The sequence below is a fragment of the Shewanella atlantica genome, from assembly GCF_003966265.1.
Classification (GTDB): domain Bacteria; phylum Pseudomonadota; class Gammaproteobacteria; order Enterobacterales; family Shewanellaceae; genus Shewanella; species Shewanella atlantica.
This window is the reverse complement of sequence record NZ_RXNV01000001.1, coordinates 1,196,011-1,217,457: the sequence shown is the minus strand read 5'-3', so window position 1 is coordinate 1,217,457 and position 21,447 is coordinate 1,196,011. Positions and strand designations below refer to the sequence as shown.

Sequence of the window (21,447 nt, the reverse complement as noted above, 5' to 3'; positions counted from 1 at the left end):
AATCACATTTTTAGCCAGATCAACACCAACAATAGTACTTTTCATTTTGGACTCCGAAATCTCGTGAGAATTGAGATATACCGTAACTGATTAGAAAGTGGGGAGTCCAATTATCTACACTGGCTGATTTACAAGAAAGTAATCTCTTCGATTTGGGGTTATCGTTTTGGACCAATAACAATAAAATGCCCCGCGGTGAACTTTCACGTTATGTAACCCCAACTACACTTAGCTTTTTCTAACTAAATGGTCATTGCTTCAATGAATTCATACTGATAAATTACTCAAGTATTGTGAATAAATTCTACTTTGCGTTCAGGTTTGAAGAAGGTCTGCGGAGTGTTTGTCGTAGTTCGCGCTAATAGGCTTTTATAACTAAAGGAAGAGTAAGGTGATGGAATCAAAGACAAAGCTTACTGGTGGAACGTTGTTCGTTATAGCGTTAATTGTACTTTTTTTGGGGAATGCCCGCTCCGCAGAAATTGTCGAAAAATTAGATGATATACATTCTGATGTTTCTAGTTTAAGAAGTGAAGTTGAGTCGTATAAACACCAGGTTGATCTATTGAAGAAAGAAAACCTTAAATTAAAAGAGCAGCTTAAAAACTAGTGTGCCACTACAAACTATTTTTCGACTTTTCGGTTAAGCTGTTAAGTTGCTCTATAAACTTACAGCTTAAGACTTACCACTTACCACTTATAATTGCACTTTAATAACTTTCCCCGCCTCGAACCTCGTTCCTGGTAACTCGAACCTTCTATTGAAACGTATAGAGTAAGTTGAATGTAGTTATCGTATCTGTCTGCTTGGTGCCTTCCGGGACCACGTCAGTGTATTTGACGTTGACGCCTATCTTGAAGGCCCAGTCCTGAAACAGGGTGTTCTTGTAGTTCATATCTAAGGTGAGGGTGTTGTTATCTTCACCGGCTTCGGCGGTGAGATCGGCATTTAAGCTGGTGTACTCCTGAAGCTTCTGCTCGAATTTTATCGCCGTACGCAAAATTACGTCTCTGTTCGCTTGCGGATCAGGTTCGGCTTCGGTCTCTATCGGCATGTTATAGCGATAACCCGGGCCGACTTCGAGACTGAGTTTTGTACTGTGATCTGAGATGGCATCGAAACCATAACCGGTAGATACGGTCGATATTTGAGTGTAACTACCAAAGCGGTCTACGGTGAAGTCGCCTCGACCGAAGACATAGCCGCCCCCTAAGTAGCGGGTATTACCGTCCAGCTTATAACTGGATTGAATTTGAAGGTCATACTTCTCTGAGGTGGTTTTCTCATCATCCGCCGCAAAATAGGCCTTTAGCGTGCCCTCTTGTTTCGTTTTCTTCGTATCGTAGACGAGTTTAGTTCTGCCGTTAAAGCTCGTGGAGTCTGTGTTACCGGTATTGAGCTGAAAGCCAGCTTCAATTTCTGCGGTAAAGTCGCTTGGGGGCTCTTGATAATCCGGTGGGACTAAAGCCAGGGCTGAAAACGGGAAAGTTAAAAATAGGATTGCTATGGCTCTAAACATTATTTTTATTCTTACTACTTTTTTAATGCGGTGAGGGTCTATTTTGGCGAGTCAATATCATACCTATAATGCCAGGCATCGGCAAAGTGAATATTGTCAGAAAACGGTTGAATTTATCCTTTACTTTGTGTAATATTCCGCGGCTTAAATCAGTCACTTTAATTAGTTCCTTGCCTCTATTTGGTCTGACTGAGCCAACAACGAGGCTAGATAACCGTAAGGAGCAAAAAATGCGTCATTATGAAATCGTATTTTTGGTTCACCCTGATCAGAGTGAACAAGTACCTGGTATGATTGAGCGTTACACGGGTATTCTTACCCAAGCTGGCGGTCAAATTCATCGTTTAGAAGATTGGGGCCGTCGTCAACTGGCTTACCCAATTATCGAACTGCACAAAGCTCACTATGTTCTTATGAACGTAGAAGCAACTGCAGAGTCGGTTGAAGAACTAGAAACAGCTTTCCGTTTCAACGACGCTGTTCTTCGTAGCATGGTTATGCGTACTAAAGCAGCCATCACTGAAGCATCTCCAATGGCTAAAGCGAAAGACGAGCGTGATTCACGTCGTTCTAGCGAAGGCGAGCGTCGTAGTGCGCCTGCTGAAGCAACTGAAGAAGTTAAAGAATCAGCTGAGTAAGTTTTTCTGTGGCCACAAACCATTTGGTGTTATCGGGAACGATTACTCGTTCCAGAAGCTTTAAAAGCCCCGCAGGAATTGCACATAGTGTAATTATGCTGGAACACAAATCTCAGTGTTACGAAGCAGAAATGCTTAGAAACGTATACTGTCAGATGCAAGTGATATTTAGTGGCGAACGCTTTGAAAGCGTTACAGAACAACTGAAATCCGGTGTGGATATCGAGGTTCAGGGATTTATTGCTCTACAACAGAGTAGAAATGGTCAGAATCGTTTGGTATTACACGCTGAAAATGTCGAATTGAAAACTTAGGAGACTGTCACATGGCACGTTATTTCCGTCGTCGCAAGTTCTGCCGTTTCACTGCAGAAGGTGTTACAGAGATCGATTACAAAGATATCGTAACTTTGAAGAACTATATCACTGAAAGTGGTAAAATTGTTCCTAGTCGTATCACTGGTACAAATGCTAAATATCAACGTCAACTAGCTCGCGCTATCAAGCGTGCTCGTTATCTTTCTCTACTGCCGTACACTGATCTTCATCAGTAATACTGCATAAATTTAGAGGAATTAATAATGAACGTTATTTTACTTGATAAAATTGCTAACCTAGGAAATCTAGGTGACCAAGTTGCAGTTAAAGCTGGTTACGCACGTAACTACCTTCTGCCACAAGGTAAAGCTGTTGTTGCTAACGCTGCTAACACTGAAGTCTTTGAAGCACGTCGTGCTGAATTAGAAGCTAAGTTAGCTGCTGACCTGACTGCTGCTAACGAGCGCGCTGAGAAAATCAACGCACTTGAAGCTATCGTTATCGCTTCTAAAGCTGGTGACGAAGGTAAGCTGTTCGGTTCAATTGGTAACCGTGACATCGCTGATGCAGTTACAGCTGCTGGTGTTGAACTTGCTAAGAGCGAAGTTCGTCTTCCACTAGGTGCTTTACGTACTACTGGTGAATTCGAAGTTGAAGTTCAGGTTCACACTGAAGTTAAAGCTATTGTTAAGCTTTCTGTTGTTGCAGAAGACTAATACATTAGTTTAAAGCTAAACGACTTACATGCTCAGGTATTAAGTCTAAGGCTTTAAAAGAAAACACCGCACTAATCTGATTAGGCGGTGTTTTTTTATGTCTGGAATATGCTGACGAGCTACGAGCTACGAGCTACGAGCTACGAGCTACGAGCTACGAGCTACGAGCTACGAGCTACGAGCTACGAGCTACGAGCTAAGACATTTTCCATGTAGGAGCGGCTTTAGCCGCGAATGACTCAGAAGACTAGAAACTAGGGCTGAGTCAGTTGTTGTTCCCTGCATAATCGACATTTCCGCCATTCATAGCAGTCAGATGACGCTACGCTGGTAGGGCTGAGATGACGCTACGCTGTTAGGGCTGAGATGATGCTGCGCTGTTAGGGCTGAGATGACGCTGCGCTGTTAGGGCTGCGTCGGTTAATGTTCCCTACATAACCGACATTTCCGCCATCCATGGCGGTCAGATGACTTTATCTTGTCCAACAGAGCGAAGCTCGTCGAATAGGCGAAGCCATCCGCGAAGCGATAGGCCGAAGGCCGTCATCTCAGCTTTTATATCTATGGTTGAAAAATCTAGGGCCTAAGATCTAGACCCTTTCAAATTCAAACTTAGTTGCGTACCAGCTCCAACTCTTCAAGCAAGTTATCTGCATGATCAACTTCATCCATCATCCATAGGATGTAGCGGAAATCGACATGAACGGCGCGCGTGATGGTTGGGTTAAAGAACCAGTCTTTAGTGATAGCTTCATAGGTCGAATCGAAGTTCAGCCCCACCAATTCTCCCTTGCCGTTAAATACCGGCGAGCCCGAGTTACCACCTGTGGTATCGACACTGGACAGGAAGTTAACTGGCACTGAGTTAAACGCTTCTGGTTTATCTAAGCAAGAGAAGAGTCTGCATATCCAAGAGCTTGGATCTTTAATCACAGAGTCCACCTTGTGAGTTCCATAACGTTGCGCTGCAATCGCATCGAGTACCTTTTTCGGTGCGTTAAAGGGCTCGACACCTGTGTGTTTGGCGGCGATCCCCTCAAGACGTGTGAAAGGCTGCTTGTACAGTGCATCTCGTGACTGATAACCATCTACCATGCCATAGGTGATACGCAAGGTACCGTTTGCATCCGGGTATACAGGCCAGCCATTGGCCTTGTTGTAGGCGATAATCGCTTTCATGTAACCGGGTCTGGCTTGAGAAAGTTCACCAAGAAGGGTCTTCTTCTCTTTCTCTTGTGCCATGTTGCTGTCATAAAGTGCGACGGCAAGACGAATAAATGGATCGGCACTGGTTTCAAACGTCTTCGCATCCGCTTGCATCCAGGCAAGACGCTTGTCTTGATCTGTCAGGGAGGTCAGAGAGTAGAGTCCATCGAGTTTATCCGACAGAGTTACCGATTCATCATCGTCATTGAGCATAGTATCGAATGCGGCAACACGATTTTCCTGTCCCATATAGGCGTTTAAGTCTTGCAGCCATAGGGTTTTGTCGACGGAGATATCGAAGCTGGAATCGATACGTTTAAGGCGCGCCTTAAACATCTTCATGTCTCGCTCTTGATACCCCTCTTCACGCTCGCTATCTGGCTTGGCTTTCTCTTTTGACAGTCGATAGAGCTTATTTGCTACGGCGAGCAAAGCACTGGACTGTGCATTTTCGAAGTAGTGACGCGTCTGCATACCGGTGCGTTTTTTATCTAACAAGGCTTCAAGTTGGTCGAACTGGGCTTGATATGACTGGTAGGTCTTATCGCCCGCAAGCCATTTGAGGGAGTCATCTTCGCGGCTCTGCTTAATGCCGGTAATATCGGTGGCTCTGAATCCGTCTAGGAGTCCGTTGTACTTCTTCATGCGGTTAGCCATGGAAGCCAGGGTACCCGCGTATTTAATTGCAACGTCACCGTCTGCATTACCCATGGCCTTGATGGTATCGATACGAAGCTGATAGCGTGAGGCGAGTGTTGGGTATAGCCAGTCGCTGGCAAATTGCAGTTCACTGGTTAAACGGTAACGGCTGGTCGATCCCGGATAGCCGGCAACAAAGACACCATCACCCGCATTTACACCATCGGCATTAATTTTAAGGTAGCTTTTAGGTGTGAACGGAATATTATCTTCAGCATAAGCTGCAGGTTGCCCATCTTTACCTACATAAGCTCGCAGGAAGGTAAAGTCACCTGAATGACGAGGGTATTCATAGTTATCTATGTCGCCGCCATATGAACCGACACTCTTAGGTGGCGCATAGACTAAACGAACATCACGAATAATCAGCTGCTTAATGAGGTAATATTCGAGTCCATTATGAAAGCTGCGCACCGAACAGCGATAGTTTTTATCGCTTTCACACTCTTTGATAAGAGACTTTCTATTAGATTGTATCTCTTCATAGCGCACCAAGGGGTCTTGGCTTAGGTTGTCTGTGACTGCCTTAGATACATCGGTAACTGCTTCGGTAATATAGAGTCGCTCGTTAGGACCCGCCGATGGTTCAGCATCTTTTGATTTTGCCAGGAAGCCATCGGCAATATAATTGTGCTCTTTTTTACTATTATATTGAATAGCGCGGTATGCACAGTGATGGTTTGTGACAACTAAGCCTTGGGGTGACACGAAACTGGCGGTACAATACCCCAGCCCTACAACTGCATTCATTGGGTACTGTGTGAGATCGGCAAGTTGTTTTGCTGGAATCTCAATGCCTCTCTCGCTAAGTTTATCTGCGATAGAGGGCATTTGATAAGGTTGCCACTGGCCCTCATCTGCATGTGCGTCGATTGATGCCAATACGACACCAGATGACAGCACGATTGCTGAGATCAATGCATTGCGCATGTTCGTTCCTTGTTTTTGTTGTATGGGTAGGAACTTATCGGTTCCGTTTTTGTTTGAGCACGTTTTATACCATATTTTGCTTAACTGTTGGGAGTTTGGAGATTTAATGTCACAACAAGGTGCCTTCAAGGCCAAAAAGAAGCCAAGAGATATCCAGATGGATGCACTCAAGCTACCACCGCACTCTTTAGAAGCGGAGCAGTCTGTACTGGGCGGCTTGATGCTGGATTCAGATGCATGGGATAGAGTGGCTGAAGCGGTTGTGGCTGAAGACTTTTACTCTCGATCTCATCGGATGATTTTTGAAGCGATGGGCACCTTGACCAGTGCCGGTCAACCTATCGATTTGATCACGGTTTCTGAGCAGTTGGAGGTCGAAGACCAACTGGAGGAGGCCGGCGGCTTTGCCTACCTGGGTGAGATTGCCAAGAATACGCCCAGCGCAGGCAACATCTTATCTTATGGGGAAATTGTTCGTGAACGCGCCGTCGTTCGTGAAATGATCAAAGTGGCAAATGAGATCGCCGATGCCGGTTTCAACCCTGAAGGGCGTAATTCCGGCGATCTATTGGATTTAGCTGAAACTAAAGTCTTTAAGATTGCCGAGTCGCGGGCTAATGCCAATGAGGGTCCGGAAGGGATCAAAGCCATTCTTGAAAAGACGGTCGATAAGATTGAAGAACTCTATAACAACCCGACCGGTGGTGTAACCGGGGTATCGAGTGGTTTTGGTGACCTCGATAAGATGACGGCGGGCTTCCAGTCCGGTGATTTAATCATCGTTGCGGCGCGTCCATCTATGGGTAAAACCACGTTCGCGATGAACTTATGTGAAGCTGCGGCACTCAATGAAGATAAGCCGGTACTCATCTTCAGTCTGGAGATGCCTTCAGAACAGATCATGATGCGTATGCTCGCCTCACTGGGTCGCGTCGATCAAACTAAAATCCGTACCGGTCAACTCGATGACGACGATTGGGCGCGAGTCTCCTCAACCATGGGGATCATGCTCGAGCAAGGTAAGATGTATATCGATGATGGCTCAGGTTTGACGCCCACCGATGTGCGAAGCAGAGCGCGCCGTATTGCACGTGAATATGGAGGCTTGTCGATGATCATGATCGATTATCTTCAGTTGATGCAGGTCCCGGCGTTGAAAGATAACCGTACCTTAGAGATCTCAGAGATCTCCCGCTCTCTCAAAGCCCTGGCAAAAGAGCTTGAGATACCGGTTGTTGCACTTTCTCAGCTTAACCGTTCATTGGAGCAACGTGCCGATAAACGCCCGGTAAACTCAGATCTTCGTGAATCGGGAGCGATTGAGCAAGATGCGGATCTCATCATGTTTATTTACCGTGATGAGGTGTATAACGATGACTCAGAAAATAAGGGTACGGCCGAAATCATCATTGGTAAGCAACGTAACGGTCCTATCGGACGGGTACGTTTAACCTTCCAGGGGCAGTTTTCTCGTTTTGATAACTATGCCGGTCCACAGTTCGAAGAGGACTAATCTCGTCTATTGTGTCGTCTATCGATAATGGTGTTATTTATCGATAACGATACAGACGGGTTGCTTCGCCTAAGATTAAACTTGATTCACTTAGTCAGCTCTTCATTGATAACTAAGTGAACTCATTATAGATTTGACACTCATATTAGTATTATCACTTTAGTGCAGCATCGAGTCTTGTTACTAACAGATTAAGGTTATCGTTTGAAACCCTTTCCCCGTGCAGAGATCAGTAGTAAAGCACTGAAGAATAACTTAGCTCGTCTCCGTGAAATCGCTCCCGGGAGCAAAGTTATGGCGGTTGTAAAAGCCAATGGCTATGGACACGGCTTACTTAATGTTGCCCATTGTCTGGATAGCGCCGATGGTTTCGGACTCGCTCGTCCGGAAGAGGCATTAGCACTAAGGGAAGGTGGGGTTAAGTCAAAATTGATTTTGCTCGAAGGCTTCTTCAGCCGAGTCGACTTAACCACTCTGGTCGAACACGACATCGATACCGTTGTTCATAATGAAGTGCAGCTGGAGATGCTGGAAAGCTCTATACTGGCAAAGCCTGCAACCGTATGGCTGAAAATAGACTCGGGTATGCACAGATTAGGTTTCACCCCTGAGCAGTTTGATGCTGTTTATGCCCGGTTAGAGGCCTGCCCTCAAGTCGCTAAACCTATTAACCTTATGTCACATTTTGCCTGTGCCGATGAACCCGATAACCCATCCACAAAGCTTCAGATTAATCTCTTTAACGATCTGATTAAAGACTTGCCGGGTCAACGTAGTTTGGCAAATTCGGCAGGCACCCTGTATTGGCCTGAGAGTCAGGCTGATTGGATACGCCCCGGTATCGGGCTATACGGTGTCTCGCCTGTGATTGGGGATCTGGGGTCTAACCATGGTTTGATGCCTGCAATGGAGTTAGTGTCGCAGCTTATTGCCGTTCGCTCTCATAAGGCCGGTGAGCCTGTGGGTTATGGCAGCTCATGGCATGCAAAACAAGACACTAAGTTAGGTGTTGTCGCTATTGGCTATGGTGATGGGTATCCACGTAATGCACCCGAAGGTACGCCTGTATGGGTTAACGGGAGACGGGTTCCTATCGTTGGCCGGGTCTCTATGGATATGTTGACCGTCGATTTAGGTATAAATGCGACAGATCAGATTGGCGATGATGCTATTTTATGGGGAAAAGCATTACCCGTTGAAGAGGTGGCGGAGCACATAGGCACAATCGCTTATGAGTTAGTGACTAAATTAACCCCTCGAGTTGCCGTGTGCCTGGATTAAGCACATAGATTTAATTCCTTTGTCGTATCGATTCATGGGCGGGATGTCTTGAGTCGATAGCCTGCTGTATCAGGAAGAGTTTTCGTTGAAAATTAAAGTTTTATGTATACACGCACTGCTATTCAGCAGTGCACTCAGTTTGCCCTATGCCTTGGCCGATGAGGCTCTGGAAACTCAAGTAACTCAAGCAACCCAAGCGGCTCAAACAACGCAAGCGACTCAAACAAAGAGTGCCAATGCTGACAGTATGCCGCAAGTGCATCAAACCGGGATAAACAGGAGTAAAGATTACTCCCCCGAGTTTGTCGCCGTGCCTTTTGTTTTCTCTACAGAAACCCTGAGTACCACAGTGGGTGGGGCTGGCGTCATTAAGCATGCCGGTCAGCCTCAGGCCTCTGCGTTTGGTATTGGTCTCTATAGTAGTAATGAAAGTTGGATCACCTATTTAGGACTCAATAACTATCAACTACCCAAGCTGGATCAATGGCTGTTTTCCGGCGAGTTTAGTCGCGCCAGTTATAAAGAGGGGATCTACTTTGTTCCTGAAGATGCGAATAGATCGAGCAAAGGTGTTAACCGCTCAGATGCGATGGCAACCAATCGGGTTATAACGGTTGGAGATGAGTTTTATACCAAACTACACATTAAATATGTGCTGCCCTGGGGTAAGGGAAGTAAAGGTGCTGCGAGAAGCCTGATGCCCTCTCTGGCAACGGATCCCCTGAGCTGGGATCCCAGAGAGTCTGGGGTTACCAGTCTACAGATCACCCCCTTTATTCATACTCAGGAACTGCTGGGCTATGAAGACCTGCCGACTGAAACTCAGGGGTTAAAATTTAAGCTTGATTGGGATAATCGGGATAACGGTAAAAATAGCACCCGAGGGGGCCGGTCCAGCCTGACACTCAGCCGCGACTTTGGCGCGAGAGGCGGTGGAGCCGATGATAGAGAAAGTTGGACTATGTGGGAGTTCGAACAGAGTGCCTTCCTATCAATGGGGGAGAGTGACTGGTTCGGTCAGCAAATATTAGCCTTCAATTTTTATCTTGCCGATACACCAACCTGGAACGACTATGACTCAAGCACGCAAGCGTATCAGCGACCTCCATCTTTTGCCGGCGTGACATTGGGTGGTTTCGATCATCTGAGAGGCTACTCCAGCAAGCAATTCTATGGTCGTAGTGCACTGCTTTACTCTGCAGAGTATCGAGTTCAACCCCGCTGGCAGCCTTTACAGAGTTTACCCGTATTTAATCTCTATGATGTACCTTGGTGGCAATGGGTCGTTTTTGCAGAAGCCGGCCAGGTTGCAGATGATTTCAGTGCCAGTGAACTACATGATGATATGAAATGGACGCTAGGTGTTGGTGCAAGGTTTGAAGTTGAAAACGTTATCGTAAGAACCGAGTTTGCTTATGCCGAAGACGCGAAGCAATTTTGGATAATGGTTAATCAGCCTTTTTAATACCCATTGACTGTGGAGTATCAGTCGAGCGTCTTTAAGGGGAATCTTTGTCCCCTTAATGACTCGAGTATCGAGGGTGTTATGGTTCTTGCTGCTTTTAAGTTTCGAAGCAGATCTCAATATAGGCAGTGCCATGGGGGCTGGCGAAGGGCATGATAATCTTTTTCCCGTTGGCCTTATGAGAGATTCGATGTCCTAAGCCTGAGACAACAACCGGCGTTGCCATTTCGAACTCATAGCCTTTATCGCCGAGGATATTTTTTGCGCCACCAGTGACCATGTTGGTAATTTCGCCGACGAGATCGGTGATTTCATCATTGATCTCTCCCGGGTTTTCTCCCAACATATTTTGCATTATCTCCAGAATGAGTCCCTGTTCGAAGGTGATGGAGAGTGAACCTTTAGTTTGCGGACCGACCATGCCTATCAGTCCTGAGACATCGCCTTTAGCCAGGTTGTCGGTTTTTATTCTTGGCTTTCCGGGTGTGAGCTGCATATTTGCCATCGTCGAGATGACATTGAGCAGTGATTCAAGAAAAGGGTTAATGAAATTTACATTCATATTTGATTATCCATAGTCTAAAAACTTGTTTCTCGGCAATAGTTTTTTGTCGAATATTACCAAGTAACTTTAAAGCGTGAATTTAAGTATTCTATATGGGGTACTTAACTGGACATCGATATTGCTTATGGTGTCACACTTCTATGTTTGGTGACTTTACGCGTATGCCAGCCGCTCCTCGAGCATACCTTTGTATAAAGCTTAGGCTATTTTTGTATCGGCTTCAGCATTTATCTGTACACAAGGACGCAGAGGCTGTCTTTAATCATGCCATTGAGATATAGCTAATCATTATTCCATGGCTTATGGAGACTGTTCTGTGACTTTACTCCTAAAAGTAATTGATAATATGGGGTACCACTCATTCTATGTGAGCGAATTCTCCCAAAATGAGTCGATTTGAGGTTGAGTGGACTGTTCAGGTGGTAGCCAATCAATAATTACCAATGAGCTAAAGTCATACTGAGTGTAAAGGTTCGTGGGGCGTTATTTGCTTGGCGCACGCTTAGTATGGTGAATCAACTGTGCATTTCTACTGCGGTCAGTGTAAAATGCGCGACCACGCTCGATTATACACTGAGCCTTATTGGTTTAACGACAATTGTCATCGCAAAGCAGGCCAACATAAACTATGTCATCTACTCTGACCTCAACGATCAACCGTACCTTCTCTATCGCTCCTATGCTTGATTGGACCGATCGCCATTATCGTTATATGGCGCGCCTGATGTCAGCCGAGTTATTGCTTTATACGGAGATGGTCACAACGGGGGCCATTATCCATGGTAAAGGCGATTACCTTGCTTACAATAGCGAAGAGCACCCCTTGGCACTTCAGCTTGGTGGTTCCAATGCTCACGACCTGGCGACTTGTGCTAAGCTCGCGGCAGATAGAGGCTACGATGAGATAAACCTCAATGTAGGTTGTCCGTCAGACAGGGTTCAAAATGGTCGTTTCGGAGCCTGTCTTATGGCTGAGCCTAAGCTTGTTGCCGAGTGTGTGACTGCGATGCGAGAGGTCGTGGACATTCCTGTGACGGTAAAGACACGTATCGGGATTGATGAGCAGGACAGTTACCCATTCCTTACCGAGTTTGTTGAGACTGTTCGTGATGCGGGTTGCGACACGTTTATCGTGCATGCCAGAAAGGCTTGGTTGCAGGGGTTAAGCCCTAAAGAGAACAGAGAGATCCCCCCGTTAGATTACGATCGCGTCTATCAACTTAAGCAAGATTATCCGGAGTTGAGCATCTCAATCAATGGTGGTGTTAAGTCACTCGATGAGTGCCGTACTCATTTGGCTAAGCTCGATGGTGTCATGGTTGGGCGTGAAGCCTATCAAAACCCTTATATGTTAGCCGAAGTGGATCAGCAACTCTGCGGTATCGATAGACCCGTTTTGAGTCGAGATGCTGTTTTAGAGAAATTTATTCCTTATATAGAGAAACACCTTCAATCGGGTGGTCGTTTGAACCATATCAGTCGTCATATGACTGGCTTATTCCAGGGAGAACCGGGTTCTCGTGCCTGGAGACGTTATATTAGTGAAAATGCGCATAAACCGGGTGCCGGTATAGAAGTCATTGAACAAGCAAGAAAAAATATGAGTATTTAGCTTTCATTTTACTTTAATTAACCGCCTTTATGGCGGTTTTTTAGTTATTTCCTCCTTATATTAATCCATATATTTCAACTCTTAGTAATTTTCACCAGCCCATGGTGAAATTTACTAAAAGACCATCAATTCATTCAGTTATTTTGTTTTTAAAATGTTGCGAAAAGTAATTAAGTTCTTGTTTATCAGTATCTTCCTATGTTTATAAAAAGTTGGCACGCTACTCGCAATACCTTCTATGTAAAGAGATTAGGTCATAAGACATCACTGAAAAGGAAGGCATCATGTTTAATTCAACTTTAACTCAAATAGCAAAAGTATCATTAGCCGCTGCAGTATTAATGGGAGCAAGTGTAAGTGCCCATGCTGATACGCTTATTCCCAGCGATCTTACCAGCAACATAGAGCAAAATATCTCTGCGCAGATGCAAGATATGATGCAGGTCGCTCAAAGAGAATTGAGTATGTCTCTGCAGGCACAGCTATCAGATGCCATGTTTGAAGTCGATGCAGAAGATGAGACCCAGCTGGCTAAAGAGAAGAATGAGCAGGCCATCACCAGCGCGATGGTAAAGGAGTAATTATGTGGTTCACTTCAGAAATTGCGGCTCTGTTATTGACCCCTGTGTTTGGTTTTACTCTTTGTGCCCTGCTGATCTGCACATTCAGGTGGGATAGGGTTAATGACTGATTTTCGCTTAGCCGTAATACTTATTTAACCGGGAGGAAGTATGAGTAGCATTAGTTCAATGGATAAGTTGATATCACGTTTGAAGCAGCCAAAAAGTTTGATATGTGGCGTGGCAGCCATGACGGCGGATAAGTTTAATTGGTCATGCTTATGGACGAGAGTTGTTTGGGCTGCACTGGTATTGATGAACCCGGCTATGGGCTTGCTTATCTATTTTGTTCTCGCATTAGTTTTACCTAAGTGGGAAAGAAATTTTTGAAAGCTCAGAGAAGGTTAAAAATGAAAAAGATTTTGGATCTCTTCATTGGGATCGGTATCGCCATTTTGGCAACAACGCTTTTAATTGCGGCGGTACAAACTTGGGGAACGACGCAGTTCCTGACCGGAACCTTGTTGAGCGTTGAGCCACTCTTTTGGATGGATATGAGTATATGGGCTGTGGTCTTTGCCTTGGGAAGTGCTTTACTCCTTATACTATGGTTAACGTTAGCATTTAGTTTTCTGGCATTGGTTTCGGGGCTGTGTATCAGCTGTGCCTTTATTATGATATTTGCCGGATTCTCGCTTTTTTGGCCTGTTTTACTGCTTATTCTTGCTGCATGGGGCGTCGGTCAAGCTAGCCAAGCTGATTAGCTCTACTTTTTCTAACCGTTAATTCAGAAGCTTGAGCGTTAGAAGACCGACTCATATTTAATTCACAAGTTACTCTTTATTCAGAAAAGCCTTAAAGCGGTTTTTCGCTTCATCACTTTTCAATCTTACTGCAAACTGCTCCAGTTCCCGCTCCATCTGTTTTCGTACAGCATCTTTATGGGGACGCAAAAGTGCTCGGGTTGCTTGTAGGGCTTGAGGTGGCTGATTGGCAAGCTTGATTGCCTTAGCAAGCGCATAGTCGAATACATCACCTGCTGAAACAACTTCATTGACTATGTTAAGAGAGTTGGCGGTATTGGCGTCGAAACTTTCACCCAGTAACAATAGCTCTGCGGCTTTCTGTGGTCCAACGAGTTGTGGCAGTAATAAGCTTGCACCGGCTTCAGGAACCAGAGCGAGGTTAACAAAGGGTAGCTGAAACTTTGCACTTGGGTCTGCATAGACGAGATCACAATGTAGCAGAACCGTGGTTCCAATTCCTACTGCAGCACCCGTCACTGCTGCAACTAATGGCTTCTTGAGATCTAACAGGCTGAACAGGAAACGAAATGCCGGGTGTTTTGCGTCTAAGTTACTATTTTTTAAAAAGTCTGCTACATCGTTGCCTGAGGTAAAACAGTCTGGCTGTCCTTTGATTAAAAAGGCGTGAATAGCGTTGTCTGACTCACCTTGGATAAGGTACTCTGTGAGGCTAGAATACATATCGAGGCTGAGCGCATTGCGCTTATCTGGTCTATTGATAGTAATGATTCTGACGCCTTGCTCATCCTGAACCTGAATTGTACTCATTACGTTTTTTCCTCTTAGACGAATGGGGTTAAATGGAGTTTAATACATTGAAACGAATATTCAAACAAGCGTTTAATTTCTTGGTGTTGTCGTGTGCATCGTTTGCCAGCTTTGCCAATGTGGCATTGGTTGAGGGACACGTGAGGGCTATGCCTGCAAGCGTGCCTAATACGGCAGCTTACTTTACTCTTGAAAATCACGGTGCGGAACGTCAACTCGTGGCCGTACAAGCTGATTTCGTAAAAGAGGCACAGCTTCACACCATTATTGAAGAAGATGGCATGGTAAAAATGCGCCAGGTCGAAAGTTTTAACATTCCGCAGCACGGCACGCTGACTCTGATGGAGTCGGGAGAACACGTGATGTTGTTGGGGTTGAAGCAACCTCTGGTCTCCGGGACATCGGTCGACTTAACTCTTAAGTTTGATGACGGCAGTGAACTACCGATTAGCCTGATGGTGAGCAAGCAAGATATGGCAAAAATGAAAGGCCATGCACACCACCATTGATAAGTAGTGGTAAGTATTGGTAATACAGGAGTGTAACAGATGCAAATGACATGGAAAAAAGGCGCCTTAATTGCTGCCTTGATAATTTTTATTGGTTATATCATCAGCGTTTGGTGGAGTGTTGAACCTGATGTATTGAGTCATCAAGAGTTAAAGTCTGAAGTGGGTAGCGAGGTCGTTGGGTATGCGACAACGACTTCATTGGTGCTTACCATGGAGAAGCTACTGGATAAGAGTGGTGGTTGGTTATCCAATGATGTAATGCCTCCATCTGTATTTATGGACAATATGCCGGCATTTGAATTTGGTGCACTCGAACAAGCCAGAGATATGGCGCTTATTATGAGAAAAGAGTTTAGCCGCTCCCAGTCACAATCTGCAGCCGATAAAGATCTGTTAGCCGCGCACTCAAAGCTTAATATTGAGCACACAAGTTGGTTAGTGCCGAGTGCAGAAGGTGAATACAGAGATGCGATCAAACTATTAAAAGTTTATCGCGCTAAAATCTCAGACCCAGCCAATCAAGACGCACAGTTTTATGCTCGCGCCGATAACCTTAACGAATGGCTTAAAGAGGTTCAAAAGCGCCTCGGCAGCATGTCGCAACGTCTGTCTGCGAGTGTGGGACAGGAACGATTGAATACCGATCTTGCCGGTGACAGCGAAGCAAGCCAATCGACGCCTAACAATGCGAGTATGGAGATTAAGACCAGTTGGTGGAAAATTGATGATGTCTTTTATGAAACACGTGGCGCGACATGGGCGTTACTGAATTTCATGAAGGCGATTGAAGTTGATTTTGCCGATGTGCTGAAAAAGAAGAATGCTGAAGTCAGTTTGCAACAAATTATTCGCGAACTGGAAGAGACACAACAACCTGTATGGAGCCCCATTATCTTAAATGGTTCGGGCTTCGGGGTTGTCGCTAATCACTCTTTGGTGATGGCGAACTATATTTCCCGCGCCAATGCGGCTGTTATCGATCTAACTAACTTATTGACTAAAGGTTAATTAACTAATGAAAAAAACATTAATTGCATGTGCTCTACTAGGATCACTAGTTGGAACTTCTGCACAGGCAGCGTCACTGATTGGTTTTAAAGTCGGTGGTGATTACTGGAAGGCAGATACAAGCGGTACTTTTGCTGAAAATGGTCAACCCCAGCAAGATTTTAATTATAGCTCCGACGCTCAGGGGAGTGTCTGGGTTGCAGTTGAGCATGGGATCCCAATCCTTCCTAACTTCAAGATCCGTGAAAATAGTCTGGACTCGGGTGGTAATGCAAGTCTTGCAACGGGTACTACGATGAGCTTCGGCGGTAAAGAGTTCACCGGAGATATCTCATCGAATACCGATCTCAGCAATACTGATTTCGTACTCTATTATGAGTTGTTAGATAACGATATGGTGGCATTGGACTTAGGTGCCGCATATAAGAAGATGCATGGTTCATTCCGTGTAAACCAATTGGATACTAATGGCGTGTCGCGTCAAAACTCAGAGAAAGAGCTCGATAGCGGTATCGTGATGGCATACGCCGATGCACAGGTTGGCGTTCCGGGTCTGGGCCTCTACGGTTTTGCCGAAGTGATGGTCGGTGTCGATGAGTCCAGCGTTTATGATTACTCTGTAGGTTTGGGATGGCAGTTTGATGGTACCGCACTGGATACTAAAGTGCGCGTCGGTTACCGTGACTTCAGCTTCGATGTGAATGACTTCGATGGGGTAAGTACAAACTCGCAATTTAAAGGCTACTTTGCCGGTGTAGAACTGGTTTTCTAAAGCGGACAAGTATTTATACTGTAAGAATTAAAAAACCGCCACTAACTCAGTTAGTGGCGGTTTTTTATATCTATTAACCAAAGCGAGACCAGACTCTTGGCTGGTCTTATCGCTTATGGATTTACAGCTTGTGCTGTCAGGCCGTTGTTGATGGCGATGACGTCATCTTCATTCAAGGTTCCGGCAGCTTGCTTAAGTGCCAGAATCGAGTTGATATAACCGTAACGCGCATCAGATAACTGACGCTTAGAATCATAGAGATCACGAGTTCGGTTCAGTACATCGACAATCGTACGGGTACCGACTTCGAAACCTGCCTGAGTTGCTTTTAAGGCGCTCTCAGAAGAGAGTACCGACTGCTCGTAAGCCCTGATTGAGCTGATTGAAGCGCCTACGTTGTTAAAGTTATTGCGAACATCTTTAACGACCTTACGGTAGGTCTGCTCCAGCTTTTCACTCGCATCAACAAACTGATACTGAGCTTGATTGACTTTTGATGTGACTTTAAAGCCTTCGAAGATAGGTACACTCAGTGTCAAACCTATGTTGGCATTATCATAATCGCTTTTATCTTTAAGCTCGTCTTTCTGCTCAAGGTTAGTCGTATAGCCCGCACTCAAACTTAGCGAAGGCATGTGACCGGCCTTATAGAGACTGATAGTCTCTTGAGCGATATCTTTACCGATACGCCTGGTCATCAGGTCGACGCTGTTTGTCTCAGCCATTTTTAACCAGTCGTTAGGTTGCGCCGGAGATGGCGTAACAGCGGAGAAACGAGTGGTGTCTAAGATATTGATAGACTTATGATCGATACCGGTAATTTCACGCAATGCTTCGTAGCTGTTGATCAACTGGTTTTCTGATAAAATTTCAGAGGCGCGAGCCAAGTCAAACTGAGCCTGAGCTTCATGTACATCGGTAATGGCAGTCAGACCTACGGCAAATCTTTGCTTAGTCTGCTCCAGCTGACGCTCGATAGCACGTTTCTCTGAACCTTTAAATTCGAAGTTATCTTTTGCCGATAAGACGTCGAAATAGGCACTGCTGACTCGGATGATTAGCTTTTGCAGTTCCGATGCGTAAGCGGCATCGGCCTGAGAAGCTGCAAGCTCTGCTAAGCTTAGTCCTACCCATGCACTGTGGTCGTAGATAATCTGATTTAAGCTAACACCGGCATTCAGGCCGCTGTTATATTCGCTTTCTGAAACATTAGTCCAGCTTTTTCCATAACCTACGCTAGCGCTGATGGTAGGAAGTAATGGAGCACGGTTTTCTTCAATCTGTTCGTACAGGGCATCTCGTTGAGCCTTTGCCTGTAAGGCGATAGGATCACTTGTTAGCGCTTGTTCGTAAATTTGCAATAAATCATCGGCCTGTACGGCTGAAGTTGTGGCTGCAAGCGTTAAAGCTGCACATATCGATCGGATCTTGAATTTCATTAGTTGTCCTTTTAGACAAAATCCTCCACTGGAGGAGCCATTTAACTTTTATAGCTAAGTGATACCTCACAAAAAAACTGTAAGGCGGTTTGCGCTTCCCGACGCTTCCCGATACATCTAAACTTAATGACTATTTCATTTAAGAGATAGATATTAAGAAATTACCTGTTTTTAAGTCAACTATGAATTGTAACAGTTTTTGATTTTAATTATGCTTTTTCTGCCGATTTTATCCGCACCATTTGTTTAGCGTTGCTTTTGGCTGCACCTAATGGTTTATTACTGCAAAAACGATCCAATATGGAGGTTAAAATGAAACAAAAATATAGCCATAAGGATGTCGAGTTGTTAGGTGAAAGGACTCTCTTTAAAGGTTTCTTTACCTTGGAGGAATATCGCTTCAAACACAGATTATTTGATGGTGGCTGGAGCGGTGAGGTCGTCCGGGAAGTATTTGAGAGAGGGAACGCCGTTATTGTGCTCCCCTATGATCCGGTAACCGACCAGGTCGTGTTAATTGAGCAGATAAGGATCCCCGTATTTCGTTCGGGCCAGACACCCTGGTTACTCGAATTGGTCGCGGGTATGGTTGAGTCTGGGGAGTCCCCCTTAGATGTGGCAGTCAGGGAGCTTAACGAGGAGGCCGGGATAAACGCTAACAGGATTGAGGAGGTCGCGACTTATTTTTCCAGTCCTGGCGGTTCGAGCGAAAAATATGACTTTTTTTGGGCTGAAATTGATGCAAGCCAGGCGCAAGGTGTGCACGGACTGAGAGAAGAGCATGAAGATATACTAGTTCATGTCATGGGCCGTGAGGAAGCATTTACTTTAGTGAAAGATGGTATAATCAACAATGCGTCTACAGTTATTGGACTGCAGTGGCTTGAGCTGAACTATAAAACACTAACTTTAAGTAGTAAGTGGTAAGTGGTAAGTATTAAAGCTTATGCCTTGAGCGTAAATCAAACATTATGAAAGAGAAATGCCCGTGAGAAAGACTGCAACTAGTTTAAATCCTAAAAGATACCAACCTGATGTAAGCAGGTTCTTATCTCTTTGTGGGCGAAACTATTTCCATATTCTGCGTTGGCTACCCATCGAAGCGGGGCAGGGTGATGTCTGGCAAGTTGAAGGTGAATTTGGTTGCCTGGATGTGCGTCTACTCGAGAATACCAGATATACCCAACTTATTGAGATCTCAAGAGAGCTAAGTCGATCTGATTACGTTAACTCCCCACAGGTTTGTGTGAGAGTTTATCATGATGCTAAATTAGCAGAAGTGTTAACTAGTCGACAGATTTACCAATTGCGTCCGGTATATGATTATCCAAATATACGTATGCACCATCGTGATGAAAAGTATCAGGTCAATGCTTTTCTGGAAGAGTTATTAAAGATTGATAGCCACATGAGTGCAGTTTGTTTGTCAGAATCTTAGGGTTTAATTGTGTTAAAAGAGGCTATCTCTTATTCAATCGATGATAATGCTAGTGTGCGAGTCGTACAGGTTACGGACCCACACCTGTTTGCCGATCCTGATGCTCAGCTGTTGGGAGTCAATACGGCCCACAGCTTAGAAGCTGTACTCAACACGATTAATGCCGTGCATTACCCTGCTCATTTCATGCTGGCTACCGGTGACATCAGTCAAGACTACTCTAGTGAGTCCTATCATAACTTCGTTCGGGCTATTGCCCCGCTCGAGTTGCCTTGCCATTACCTCCCCGGTAATCATGATGACCCAAGGATCATGCATCTTAATATGCAGGGGCCGAATATCTATGGGCAGAGACGAATTCTGGCCGGAAACTGGCAGATAATCATGCTCGACTCTACCGTTCGCGGTAAACCCGGCGGTCATATGGCAGATAGTGAGATCGAGATCATCAAGAGTGCCGTTGCCGATCAACCCGATCGCCACACCTTGCTTGTGATGCATCATAATCCGATTCTGGTGAATTGTGCCTGGCTGGATCAGCACTGTATGGACAACGGAAGTGACTTCATTGAGCAGGTTGCCGAGATACCACAGGTCAAAGGCTTGTTGTGGGGACATGTGCACCAGAAGTTGGATCAAGAGCACCGTGGAAAGCACGGCATAATGCACTTGATGGCGACGCCATCGACCTGTATCCAATTTAAACCACAGTCTTCTTACTTTGCTTTGGATGCCCTTCAACCCGGTTACCGCTTACTTGAACTGAAAGCGAACGGTACCATTTTAACTAATGTCTATAGGGTGCCTGGTGATAACTTCTCACCGGACAGAGAGGCGAGCGGTTACTAAACGTCGTCAATCGACTGTTGTGTTTCGTTTGAGGCATAGGAAATGACGAACTCCTATGCCGATGTTTAATAAATGTTAGAAATTTAGAGCCCGCTGCCGACTTATTAGCCTCCGATGCTTGGTAGAAGCCTCGGCAAGTGTTAGCATTCTAGCGATTGTTTATTGTGAATTTTTCGATTACTCCCCCTATTTGAACCCTTGTGGTTATTCGATAACAGGAATAATCAAAGAATGAGGAAATATGCTGCTCTATATTCATGGGTTTAATAGCTCTCCCTTATCAGAGAAAGGAACCGTTACTGAACGGTTTATTACTGATAATTACCCGGAACTCGTGTTCTTGCAGCCCCAACTTCCCTCCAGTCCGAAAGATGCGATGACGTTACTGTGCAATCTGGTTGAGTCGGCGCAGAGTGATGGTGAGGAGTTGACCTTTATCGGCTCCTCTCTGGGGGGGTATTTTGCCAGCTATTTAGCTGAGAAATATGGGGGGCGTGCAGCACTGATAAACCCAGCTGTGACACCTTTCGAGCTGTTCGATGAGTTTATTGGCCCCCAACATAATCCTTATACCGATGAGCACTATCAGGTTCTACCTGAGCATAAATGTGACGTAGCAGAGTTTAATACCCAAGTTATTTTTAACCCGGATCGTTTCTTTGTATTATTGCAGTCGGGTGATGAAGTTCTCGATTATCGACAAGCCGTTCAGAAATATCACTGTTGTAAGCTTTTAGTTGAAGCCGGTGGTGATCATAGTTTTATAGGCTATGAAAAGCAGTTGCATTCAATCTGCCAGTTTCTGTTTCTTGACAAATAGCCATGTAGGGCCT

24 protein-coding genes are annotated in these 21,447 nt (G+C 45.2%); 19 read left to right on the top strand and 5 right to left on the bottom strand.

All coding sequences use genetic code 11. The features are described from left to right. Window positions 1-394 precede the first annotated feature (394 nt). Entirely contained in the window at window positions 395-610 is a 216-nt protein-coding gene (locus EKG39_RS05295; RefSeq protein ID WP_126504671.1) for a hypothetical protein, read from the top strand. 148 nt (window positions 611-758) lie between these two features. Here the strand turns inward: EKG39_RS05295 and EKG39_RS05290 are convergent, their stop codons facing one another. Then, window positions 759-1,520: a DUF481 domain-containing protein gene (locus EKG39_RS05290; protein ID WP_126504670.1), complete on the bottom strand. Its 762-nt coding sequence runs from the start codon at window positions 1,518-1,520 to the stop codon at window positions 759-761. A gap of 230 nt (window positions 1,521-1,750) precedes the next feature. Here EKG39_RS05290 and rpsF point away from each other — a divergent pair, with 230 nt between their 5' ends. Genes rpsF through rplI form a run of 4 tightly spaced genes read left to right on the top strand, consistent with a single transcriptional unit; the run spans window position 1,751 to window position 3,191 of the window. Then, window positions 1,751-2,158, top strand: a complete 408-nt coding sequence (gene rpsF, locus EKG39_RS05285; RefSeq protein ID WP_126504669.1) for a 30S ribosomal protein S6 — start codon at window positions 1,751-1,753, stop codon at window positions 2,156-2,158. A gap of 8 nt (window positions 2,159-2,166) precedes the next feature. Next, a complete protein-coding gene (priB, locus tag EKG39_RS05280) occupies window positions 2,167-2,472 on the top strand; it encodes a primosomal replication protein N (RefSeq protein ID WP_126504668.1) in 306 nt (101 codons plus the stop codon). 11 nt (window positions 2,473-2,483) lie between these two features. Then, complete coding sequence (gene rpsR, locus EKG39_RS05275) at window positions 2,484-2,711, top strand: 30S ribosomal protein S18 (protein ID WP_005497284.1); 228 nt, start codon at window positions 2,484-2,486, stop codon at window positions 2,709-2,711. Window positions 2,712-2,738: 27 nt separating this feature from the next. Next, window positions 2,739-3,191, top strand: a complete 453-nt coding sequence (gene rplI / locus EKG39_RS05270) for a 50S ribosomal protein L9 (protein WP_126504667.1) — start codon at window positions 2,739-2,741, stop codon at window positions 3,189-3,191. Window positions 3,192-3,803: 612 nt separating this feature from the next. Here the strand turns inward: rplI and EKG39_RS05265 are convergent. Beyond that, window positions 3,804-6,026: a S46 family peptidase gene (locus EKG39_RS05265; RefSeq protein ID WP_126504666.1), complete on the bottom strand. Its 2,223-nt coding sequence runs from the start codon at window positions 6,024-6,026 to the stop codon at window positions 3,804-3,806. Between the two features lie 106 nt (window positions 6,027-6,132). Here EKG39_RS05265 and dnaB point away from each other — a divergent pair, with 106 nt between their 5' ends. The 3 genes from dnaB to EKG39_RS05250 all read left to right on the top strand — a co-directional run bounded on the left by dnaB (window position 6,133) and on the right by EKG39_RS05250 (window position 10,285). Next, window positions 6,133-7,539 (top strand): replicative DNA helicase, encoded by a 1,407-nt coding sequence (dnaB, locus tag EKG39_RS05260; protein ID WP_126504665.1) that lies wholly within the window; start codon window positions 6,133-6,135, stop codon window positions 7,537-7,539. A gap of 204 nt (window positions 7,540-7,743) precedes the next feature. Beyond that, the gene (gene alr, locus EKG39_RS05255; RefSeq protein ID WP_126504664.1) at window positions 7,744-8,820 is read left to right on the top strand and encodes an alanine racemase; all 1,077 of its coding nucleotides are present in this window, start codon (window positions 7,744-7,746) and stop codon (window positions 8,818-8,820) included. Window positions 8,821-8,905: 85 nt separating this feature from the next. After that, the gene (locus tag EKG39_RS05250; protein ID WP_126504663.1) at window positions 8,906-10,285 is read left to right on the top strand and encodes a BamA/TamA family outer membrane protein; all 1,380 of its coding nucleotides are present in this window, start codon (window positions 8,906-8,908) and stop codon (window positions 10,283-10,285) included. Window positions 10,286-10,382: 97 nt separating this feature from the next. Here the strand turns inward: EKG39_RS05250 and EKG39_RS05245 are convergent, their stop codons facing one another. Further along, window positions 10,383-10,847: a chemotaxis protein CheX gene (locus EKG39_RS05245; RefSeq protein ID WP_126504662.1), complete on the bottom strand. Its 465-nt coding sequence runs from the start codon at window positions 10,845-10,847 to the stop codon at window positions 10,383-10,385. 631 nt (window positions 10,848-11,478) lie between these two features. On the opposite strand from EKG39_RS05245, the gene dusA reads away from it, so the two are divergent. From dusA to EKG39_RS05225, 4 genes are all read left to right on the top strand, one after another. After that, window positions 11,479-12,462: a tRNA dihydrouridine(20/20a) synthase DusA gene (dusA, locus tag EKG39_RS05240; RefSeq protein WP_126504661.1), complete on the top strand. Its 984-nt coding sequence runs from the start codon at window positions 11,479-11,481 to the stop codon at window positions 12,460-12,462. Window positions 12,463-12,746: 284 nt separating this feature from the next. Then, window positions 12,747-13,043, top strand: a complete 297-nt coding sequence (locus EKG39_RS05235; RefSeq protein WP_126504660.1) for a hypothetical protein — start codon at window positions 12,747-12,749, stop codon at window positions 13,041-13,043. Window positions 13,044-13,193: 150 nt separating this feature from the next. Further along, window positions 13,194-13,412, top strand: a complete 219-nt coding sequence (locus EKG39_RS05230) for a PspC domain-containing protein (protein WP_246028406.1) — start codon at window positions 13,194-13,196, stop codon at window positions 13,410-13,412. A gap of 20 nt (window positions 13,413-13,432) precedes the next feature. Further along, entirely contained in the window at window positions 13,433-13,786 is a 354-nt protein-coding gene (locus EKG39_RS05225; protein ID WP_126504659.1) for a hypothetical protein, read from the top strand. Window positions 13,787-13,855: 69 nt separating this feature from the next. Here EKG39_RS05225 and EKG39_RS05220 read toward each other — a convergent pair whose 3' ends face one another. Beyond that, the gene (locus EKG39_RS05220; protein WP_126504658.1) at window positions 13,856-14,596 is read right to left on the bottom strand and encodes an enoyl-CoA hydratase-related protein; all 741 of its coding nucleotides are present in this window, start codon (window positions 14,594-14,596) and stop codon (window positions 13,856-13,858) included. A 32-nt stretch (window positions 14,597-14,628) separates the two neighbouring features. Between EKG39_RS05220 and EKG39_RS05215 the strand changes: the two genes are divergently transcribed. The 3 genes from EKG39_RS05215 to EKG39_RS05205 are packed head-to-tail and all read left to right on the top strand — an operon-like array spanning window position 14,629 to window position 16,888. Further along, a complete protein-coding gene (locus tag EKG39_RS05215; RefSeq protein WP_126504657.1) occupies window positions 14,629-15,105 on the top strand; it encodes a copper chaperone PCu(A)C in 477 nt (158 codons plus the stop codon). A gap of 39 nt (window positions 15,106-15,144) precedes the next feature. Next, window positions 15,145-16,116 carry a DUF2333 family protein gene (locus EKG39_RS05210; protein WP_126504656.1) on the top strand — a complete coding sequence of 324 codons (972 nt, stop codon included), beginning with the start codon at window positions 15,145-15,147 and terminating at the stop codon, window positions 16,114-16,116. Between the two features lie 7 nt (window positions 16,117-16,123). Then, window positions 16,124-16,888: a TIGR04219 family outer membrane beta-barrel protein gene (locus EKG39_RS05205; protein WP_126504655.1), complete on the top strand. Its 765-nt coding sequence runs from the start codon at window positions 16,124-16,126 to the stop codon at window positions 16,886-16,888. Window positions 16,889-17,001: 113 nt separating this feature from the next. Here the strand turns inward: EKG39_RS05205 and tolC are convergent, their stop codons facing one another. Next, window positions 17,002-18,327 carry an outer membrane channel protein TolC gene (gene tolC / locus EKG39_RS05200; protein WP_126504654.1) on the bottom strand — a complete coding sequence of 442 codons (1,326 nt, stop codon included), beginning with the start codon at window positions 18,325-18,327 and terminating at the stop codon, window positions 17,002-17,004. A 312-nt stretch (window positions 18,328-18,639) separates the two neighbouring features. Between tolC and nudF the strand changes: the two genes are divergently transcribed. From nudF to EKG39_RS05180, 4 genes are all read left to right on the top strand, one after another. Beyond that, window positions 18,640-19,254 (top strand): ADP-ribose diphosphatase, encoded by a 615-nt coding sequence (gene nudF, locus EKG39_RS05195; RefSeq protein ID WP_126504653.1) that lies wholly within the window; start codon window positions 18,640-18,642, stop codon window positions 19,252-19,254. Window positions 19,255-19,315: 61 nt separating this feature from the next. Beyond that, window positions 19,316-19,765 carry a DUF1249 domain-containing protein gene (locus EKG39_RS05190; protein ID WP_246028405.1) on the top strand — a complete coding sequence of 150 codons (450 nt, stop codon included), beginning with the start codon at window positions 19,316-19,318 and terminating at the stop codon, window positions 19,763-19,765. Between the two features lie 9 nt (window positions 19,766-19,774). Continuing rightward, window positions 19,775-20,614, top strand: a complete 840-nt coding sequence (cpdA, locus tag EKG39_RS05185; protein ID WP_126504651.1) for a 3',5'-cyclic-AMP phosphodiesterase — start codon at window positions 19,775-19,777, stop codon at window positions 20,612-20,614. A 241-nt stretch (window positions 20,615-20,855) separates the two neighbouring features. Beyond that, window positions 20,856-21,434: a YqiA/YcfP family alpha/beta fold hydrolase gene (locus tag EKG39_RS05180; protein WP_126504650.1), complete on the top strand. Its 579-nt coding sequence runs from the start codon at window positions 20,856-20,858 to the stop codon at window positions 21,432-21,434. Window positions 21,435-21,447 lie beyond the last annotated feature (13 nt).